Raw genomic sequence first — 7,953 nt, forward strand, 5'->3', positions numbered from 1 at the left:
GGGCCGCTCCTCGACGGCGCGGCCCGTGCGGCCGAGGCCGCCGGCGACCCCGGCCGCGCCGCCGCGTACCGGCTCGCGGCGAAGGCGCTCGCGGGCCCGCCCTCGCCCGCGACGCCGCTTTCCACCCCTTCCCCGGCCGTCCGCGTGCCCGACGCCCGCGGTGACGTCGACGAGGAGGACGAGGACGACGACGAGGAAGAGACGCCGTCCCGCGGCGAGCGGCTCGCGGGCGGACCGAACCTCCGCCTCCTCTCCAGCGACGGCGAGCCGATCGAGGACGACGCGCCTCCCTCCGTCGCGTTCGCCGACGTGGGCGGGATGGACGAGCTCAAGGCCCGGCTCGAGCGGAGCTTCCTCGGGCCGCTGCGCGATCCCGAGACGTACCGCCGCTTCGGCAAGAAGATCGGCGGCGGGATGGTGCTCTACGGGCCGCCCGGCTGCGGGAAGACCTTCCTCGCCCGAGCGCTCGCCGGCGAGATCGGCGCGCGCTTCACCGAGGTCGGGCTGTCCCAGGTGCTCGACATGTGGTTCGGCGAGAGCGAGCGGCGGCTCCACGAGCTCTTCGAGAACGCCCGGCGCCGCGCCCCGACCGTGCTGTTCTTCGACGAGGTGGACGCCCTCGGGCAGCGCCGCTCGCAGCTGCGCGGCACCGCCGGGCGGAACCTCGTGAACCAGCTCCTCTCGGAGATGGACGGGTTCGCGTCGCGGAACGAGGGCGTGTTCTTCCTCGCGGCCACGAATCACCCCTGGGACCTCGACCCGGCCCTGCGCCGGCCCGGCCGCTTCGACCGGCTGGCCTTCGTCCCCCCGCCGGACGCGGAGGCGCGGCAGCGCATCCTGGAGCTGAAGCTCGGGGAGCGGCCCGTCGCGGGCGGCACCGACCTCGCGCGCGTCGCGCGCATGACCGACGGCTTCAGCGGCGCGGACCTCTCCGCCCTGGTCGAGGCCGCCACCGAGCTCGCGATCGAGGCGACCCGCAAGAGGAAGGCGGAGCAGCCCATCGACGACGCGCTCCTCGCGCGCGCCGCGAAGGACGTGAAGCCCTCCACGCGCGCCTGGTTCGAGGTGGCGCGCAACCACGCGATCTACGCGAACGAGGGGGGCGCCTACGACGACCTCCTCGAGCACCTAAAGGCGATCAAGCTCGCATGAGCGCGCCGGGGCTGCAGGGGCTGATCGGGCGGGCGCGCGCCGCGCTCGACCTCGGTCGCCTGGACGAGGCGGAGCGCGCCGCGCGCGGTGCGCTCGCCGCGGATCCCGCCGCCGAGGAGGGCCACGCGCTGCTCGCGCGCGTGCAGCTCCAGCGCGGCGCGCACGACGAGGCGCTCCGGACGGCGGAGGCGGGGATCGGCGCGACGCCGGACTCCGAGTGGCTCCACCGGCTCCGCGCGCTCGCGCTCTCCGCGATGGGGCGCGGCGACGAGGCGCGCGCCGCCGCGGACGAGGCGGTCCGCCTCGCCCCGGACCTCGCGCCGGCGCACTACGTGCGCTCGGTCGTCCTCGAGGCCATGAAGGCCCTCCCCGAGGCGCGCGAGTCCGCCGAGCGCGCGGTCGAGCTCGACCCGGAGGACGCCAGCTACCACGCGCAGCTCGGCGACCTCTGCCTCGCGCGCGATCCTGCGCGCGCCGAGCGGCACTACCGGGAGAGCCTCGCGCTCGATCCGGAGCGCGCCGCCACCCTCAACAACCTCGGCGTCGCGCTGAACGCGCAGAAGCGGACGCGCGACGCCGCGCTCGCCTTCCGCTCCGCGGTGATCCTCGACCCGACGCTCACCGTGGCGAAGCAGAACACCCACGCGTCCGTCCGCAAGCTCGCGGGGGGCGGCACGCTGTTCGCCGTCGCGATCGGGGTGACGCAGGGCGCGCGCCTCCTGGAGCGCATCGGCCGCGGCGGGAGCGAGTCTCTGCGCTGGGTCGCGCTCGCGGTGGTGCTCGCAGGCGCCCTCGCGACGTGGGGGATCTGGTTCTGGCGCCGCACGGCGGGGATCCGGCGGCTCGCGGAGACCGATCCGCAGCTTCACGCGATCTACGTGCGGCTCGAGGCCGACCGGAAGGCGGGGCGGCTGCGGTCGTAGCCGCGGCACGCGCGAAGGCGGATCCGGTCGCGCGAGCTGCCCCGCGCGGGCGGAGCGCAGCCGCGCGCGCGGACGCGTGGGGCCGCCCGCGTCACCCCGCGTGCGAACCCGGCGTTTCCCCCGGCACGCCCCGTCCTCGCCCTTCCCGCGCTCGCCGCCGCCGCCGACAATGCCGCCAAAGCCATGCTCCACGACCCCGTCGCCCGCTGCGAGGAACGCGTCGCCTCCCTCGCTGCGGCGTCGCTCGCGCGGGCGCGCGACGAGGCCGACCTCGCCGAGCTGCTCGGCGGGGTGTGGGCGATCGTCGAGGAGGAGCTCGCGTCCGGTCGTCCTGCGGGCAGCCCCGCCCCCGCGTGCGGTCCGGGGTGCGCGGCGTGCTGCACGGTGAACGTCGGGACGCTCGCGATCGAGGGGGCGGTCGCGGCGGCGCTCCTCCGGCGAGACGTCCCGGCGGGCGAGCTGTCCGCGCTCGCGGCGAGGCTCCGCGCGTTCCACGACCGCGTCCGGTGGCTCGAGGACCGGGAGCGCATCTCGGGCCGCATCGCGTGCCCGTTCGCGGACGCGGCCGGGCGCTGCGCCATCCACGCGGCGAGGCCGCTCGCCTGCCGGAGCATCAGCTCGCTCGATCCCGCCGAGTGTCGCCGCGCTCTCGGCGAGCTCGCGGAGGACGAGCCGGGGCTCGTGGCCATGGATACGCTGCAGAAGGCGCTTCACGACACCGCGCGCGAGACCCTCTCCCGCGCGCTCGCCGCGCGCGGGCTCGACGCGCGCCAGCGGGACGTGTCCGGGATGACGGCAACATTCCTCGGCGGCCCGGCAGCGGTCGCCGGGTTCCTCGCAGGGAGCCGGATCCCGCTCGAGTGAGCCTCCCTGCCGAGCTGCCTGGACGCGCGCGCCCCCGGCCGCGAACCTCGCGGACGCGGGGGGTCCCGATCGACCGTCAGCGTCCGCGCTGCGAGGCCCGGGGGCCCTGCTTCTCGACGAACGGATTCCGCGGCTTCCCGACGCGACGCTCGACGTTCCTCTGATGCTCCGCGACGTCGGGCGACGCCGACGCGCCCTCTGCCGCCGCGTCCGCAGCCGCAGGCTGCGCACGGTGCACGGGCTTTCCCTTCTTCTTCCGCTTCGGGCTGACGGGCATGATCTTCTCCTGTGGCCGCAGTTGTAGACGGGATGCCGTCGACGGGCACGCGCAATCGGATCGGGGACGCGGGACCGAGCCGGCGAGACCGGGGATCCCCGCGCGCGCCGCCCCGGGCCGCGCGCTCCGCCGGCGCCCGCCGCGGGCCGACGATAAAACCTGCTTACTCAACGCGGGGTTGCGCTGCCTGGCAGGCGTCAGCCCCCCCTGCTACAACCCAGCGCTCGATGCCCGGCACCGACTTCGTCCATCTGCACCTGCACACGCTCTACTCCCTCCTCGACGGCGCGATCCGCATCAAGGACCTGCTGAAGACCGTCCAGGCGAAGGGCATGAAGAGCGTCGCCGTGACCGACCACGGCAACCTCTTCGGCGCGGTCGACTTCTACAAGAAGGCGAAGGAAGCCGGCGTGAAGCCCATCATGGGCATGGAGGCGTACGTCGCCGGCGAGAAGGGCCGGCACGACCGCTCCGAGCGCATCGGCCGCCACCTCATCCTCCTCGCGAAGAACGCCGAGGGCTGGGCGAACCTCCGCTTCCTCTCCTCCAAGGCCTTCACCGAGGGCTTCTACTACGACCCGCGCATCGACAAGCAGCTCCTGCGCGACCACTCGAAGGGCCTCATCGGGATGACCGCCTGCCTCGCCGGCGAGGTGCCGCGCCTCGCCCGGCAGGGCGACATGGACGGCGCGCGGCGCGTCGCGCGCGAGTACCGCGACATCTTCGAGCCCGACTCGTTCTTCCTCGAGGTCCAGTCGAACGGGATGCGCGAGCAGCTCGACGTGAACGCCAAGCTCGCGCAGCTCGGGCGCGACGAGGGCATCCCGCTCGTCGCCACCGCCGACGCCCACTACGTCTCCCGGCAGGACGCGAAGGCGCACGAGGTCCTCATGTGCATCGCGTCCAACAAGACGTTCCAGGATCCGAAGCGCCTGCGCCACGACACCGACGGGCTCTTCATCCAGTCGCCCGACGACATGGTCGCGGCGCTCCCGGACTACCGCGAGGCGATCGACAACACGCTCCGCATCGCAGAGCTGTGCAACGTCGAGCTGCAGCTCGGGAAGTCCTTCCTCCCGCGCTTCCAGCTCCCCGACGGCGTCTCCGAGGAGGCCTGGATCGAGAAGCTCGCGAAGGACGGGCTCGACGCGCGCTTCCGCGAGATCGACGGCAAGTACCCGCACGACCGCGACGCCTACCGGCAGCGGCTGGAGATGGAGCTCGGCGTCATCAAGAAGATGGGGTTCAGCGGCTACTTCCTCATCGTCCAGGACTTCATCAACTGGGGGAAGCAGCACCAGATCCCGGTCGGCCCCGGCCGCGGCTCGGGCGCGGGCTCCATCGTCGCCTGGTCGCTCCGCATCACCGACCTCGACCCGCTCCGCTGGAACCTGCTCTTCGAGCGGTTCCTCAATCCGGAGCGCGTGTCGATGCCCGACTTCGACGTCGACTTCTGCCAGAACCGGCGCGACGAGGTCATCGACTACGTCCGCGAGAAGTACGGCAAGGACAACGTCGGCCAGATCATCACCTTCGGCTCGCTCAAGGCGCGCTCGGTCATCCGCGACGTCATCCGCGTGATGGGGTTGCCCTTCGCCGAGGGCGACAAGATCGCGAAGCTCGTCCCGGACCCCGTCCAGGGCAAGACGCCGCCGCTCAAGGAGCTCGTGTTCGGCAGCGACAAGCTGCCGGCGGAGCCGCGGCTGGAGGAGCTCTACAAGAAGCCGACCGTCATCTCGCAGTGGGTCGACGAGAAGGGCGTCCAGCAGACGGTCACGACCAAGGACCTGCTCGACATCGCGATGAGCCTCGAGGGCCTGAACCGCCAGGCCGGGCTCCACGCCGCGGGCGTCGTCATCGCGGACAAGCCGCTCTGGGAGTACGTGCCGGCGTACAAGGACGACAAGTCCGAGATGCTGGTGTCGCAGTTCGCGAAGGAGGAGGTCGAGGCGGCGGGCCTCGTGAAGTTCGACTTCCTCGGCCTCAAGACCCTCACCGTCATCGACGACGCCCTCCGGATGGTGAAGCAGAACCACCCGGAGATGAAGGACTTCACCGCCGCCGACATCCCCATCGACGATCCCAAGGTCTACGAGCTCATCAGCCGCGGCGACACCGCGGGCGTGTTCCAGATGGAGTCCTCGGGCTTCACCGAGATGGTGATCAAGATGAAGCCCTCGCGGTTCGAGGACGTCATCGCCGCGGGCGCGCTCTACCGGCCCGGCCCCCTCGACCAGAAGCTCGAGGACGGCCGCACCATGGTGGACGTCTACATCGACCGCAAGCACGGCCGCGAGAAGGTGGTCTACGACCACCCCAAGCTCGAGCCGGTCCTGGAGCCGACCTACGGCGTCATCGTCTACCAGGAGCAGGTGATGCAGATCTCGCAGGTCCTGGCGGGCTATTCGCTGGGACAGGCGGACCTCCTTCGCCGCGCGATGGGGAAGAAGAAGGCCGAGGTCATGGCCAAGGAGCGCGTCGGCTTCCTCGCGGGCGCCGTCAAGAGCGGCGTGGACGAGAAGGTCGCCGGCGGCATCTTCGACCTCATGGAGAAGTTCGCGGCGTACGGCTTCAACAAGTCGCACTCTGCCGCGTACGGGCTCCTCACCGTCCAGACCGCCTGGCTCAAGGCGCACTATCCGGTCGAGTTCATGGCCGCGCTCATCTCGAGCGAGGCGTCGAACACCGACAAGGTCGTGCTGCACATCTCCGAGGCGCGCGCCGACGGGATCGAGGTGCTCCCGCCGGACGTGAACGAGTCCTTCAAGGACTTCGGCGCGTTCGGCCCGGCGGAGGCGGGGGGGAGTGGGCGAAGCGAGGGCCGCCCCGGCAAAAACTCCAAGGGGCGGATCCGCTTCGGCCTGGGTGCCGTGCGCGGCGTGGGCGACTCCGCCGTGCAGGCCATCCTGGAGGCGCGCGCGGAGGGCGGCCCGTTCAAGAGCCTCTACGACCTCGCCTCGCGCGTGGACTCGAAGAAGATCAACAAGAAGGTGGTCGAGGCGCTCGTGAAGTCCGGCGCGCTCGACTTCGAGGGCGTGCCGCGCTGGCAGCTCTTCGCCGGCATCGACTCCGCCTTCGCGGCCGGCGCCTCCGCGCAGGCCGATCGCGCCTCCGGCCAGGCGAGCCTGTTCGGCGCCCTCCCCGCCGCGCAGGTCGAGCAGAAGCCGCGCTACCCGCGGCCCGGCGACGTCATCGGCGAGCTCACCGTCGAGGAGTGGCCGGAGCGCGTGCGGCTCGCGCTGGAGAAGGAGGCGCTCGGCTTCTACCTCACTGGCCACCCGCTGCAGGGCTACGAGAAGGAGGTCCGACGGTACGCCTCGACGACCTGCGCCGCGGTCGCGAACAAGCGGCACGGCGACAAGGTCTCCGTCGTTGGCGTCGTCGCGGCGGTGCGCGAGCGGATGAACAAGGAGAAGGGCACGCGCTTCGGCTTCCTCACGCTCGAGGATCTCACCGGCACGGTCGAGGTGGTGTGCTGGGCCTCGCGCCCGGCGACCGGCCAGCGGCCCGCGCAGAAGGGCTGGACGGACTGGGAGGTCTTCTGCAAGTCCGACGAGCCGCTGCTCGTCCACGGCGAGGTCCGCATCAACAACCGCGAGGAGGAGAACCCGCGGGCGGAGATCACCGCCATCGACATCGAGCCGCTCTCGCTCGTGCGCAAGCAGAAGACCTCGGAGATCGCGCTCCGCATCGACGCGGAGCGGCTCTCGAAGGAGCGCGCGACCGACCTGAAGGCGCTCCTCGCCCGCAACCCCGGCACCTGCACGGTCACCGTGCGCGCCGTCGTCCCGGAGCAGAGCGAGACGACCGTCTCCGTTCCGGCGAAGGTGCAGCCGACGGACGACCTGCTCGAGTCGGCGCGGCGGCTCGGGTTCGAGGTGGAGCTGCGCTGAGCCGGCCGCCGCCGGGTCAGGACAGCTCGGCGACGATCCTCCGCCCCGTACGCGACGACCTAGATCTCCGGGACCGCCTCGCTCCGCTCGATGGGGATGACGCGCGCGCGGAACTCCCCGGCTCCACGCCGCCCCGGGGCGGCGCGTCCGCGGGTCGCCGGCCACGCGAGTGACCACCCGAGGACGGTGAGCGCCTCCAGCGCGGCGTCCGCGAGGTAAATGCGCCGGATCCGCCCGCGCGCCGCGTACCAGCCGCCGGCGCCGCCGAGCGCCGCCGCGGACGCGGCGCCGAGGAACGCGATCTCCTCCGTCACGCGGCGCCGGGCCCCCGCCAGGACGAGCGTCCCGCCCACCGCCGCGATGAGGGCGCCGACCGTCTTCACGAGCCAGCCCGCCTGCTTCGGCCCGGTCACGACCTCGAAGCTTCGAAGGTGGACGATCGGCCAGATCCCGGTCGCCACCCAGTACGCGCCCTGGGCGAGCGCCAGCCTGCGCGGGAGTGCAGTCGCTTCCATGCGGAGAACCTGCGCATCCCGCCCCTCTCGCGCGGCGCGCCGCTAGAGCGGAGGTCGCGAGAGCGTGCACACGCGCCCGGGGCCGTCCGCGATCGTGCCGCAGGTGAGGCCCTGCGGGCACTCCGCGCTCGTCTCGCAGCGGATCTCGCAGGTCCGGAACGTCGGTTTGCCTGGGCCGCAGCCGGCGATGCCACAGTACTCCACGCAGGTCTGCCCGGTCGCGCACCCGGTCTCCGGGCAGGGCTCGTGCAGCCCGGCGGCGGGAGCCGGCGGCGCCTCGCTCGGCGCGGCCGTGGCGGTCGCCGCGGGCGCCGCCGCCGCTCCGCGCC

The 7,953-nt window shown here is 72.8% G+C and carries 6 protein-coding genes; 4 read left to right on the top strand and 2 right to left on the bottom strand.

Annotation, left to right across the window (positions count from 1 at the left end; genetic code table 11):
* From MNZ29_RS22805 to dnaE, 4 genes are all read left to right on the top strand, one after another.
* A partial coding sequence (locus tag MNZ29_RS22805) for a 26S protease regulatory subunit (RefSeq protein ID WP_242356890.1) occupies positions 1–1,152 on the top strand: 1,152 nt, incomplete at its 5' end.
* On the top strand, positions 1,149–2,075 hold the full coding sequence (locus MNZ29_RS22810) for a tetratricopeptide repeat protein (protein WP_242356891.1): 927 nt from the start codon (positions 1,149–1,151) through the stop codon (positions 2,073–2,075). The genes MNZ29_RS22805 and MNZ29_RS22810, both read left to right, overlap by 4 nt.
* 183 nt (positions 2,076–2,258) lie before the next feature.
* Positions 2,259–2,939, top strand: coding sequence for a YkgJ family cysteine cluster protein (locus tag MNZ29_RS22815; protein WP_242356893.1), 681 nt, complete (start codon positions 2,259–2,261; stop codon positions 2,937–2,939).
* Positions 2,940–3,443: 504 nt separating this feature from the next.
* Positions 3,444–7,109, top strand: a complete 3,666-nt coding sequence (gene dnaE / locus MNZ29_RS22820) for a DNA polymerase III subunit alpha (RefSeq protein ID WP_242356896.1) — start codon at positions 3,444–3,446, stop codon at positions 7,107–7,109.
* 59 nt (positions 7,110–7,168) lie between these two features.
* On the opposite strand, the gene MNZ29_RS22825 is transcribed toward dnaE, so the two are convergent.
* Both MNZ29_RS22825 and MNZ29_RS22830 read right to left on the bottom strand, forming a co-directional pair.
* Complete coding sequence (locus MNZ29_RS22825) at positions 7,169–7,624, bottom strand: hypothetical protein (protein ID WP_242356898.1); 456 nt, start codon at positions 7,622–7,624, stop codon at positions 7,169–7,171.
* A gap of 42 nt (positions 7,625–7,666) precedes the next feature.
* A partial coding sequence (locus tag MNZ29_RS22830; RefSeq protein ID WP_242356901.1) for a hypothetical protein occupies positions 7,667–7,953 on the bottom strand: 287 nt, incomplete at its 5' end.

It is taken from the genome of Anaeromyxobacter sp. SG64, assembly GCF_022690745.1.
Lineage (GTDB): Bacteria > Myxococcota > Myxococcia > Myxococcales > Anaeromyxobacteraceae > Anaeromyxobacter > Anaeromyxobacter soli.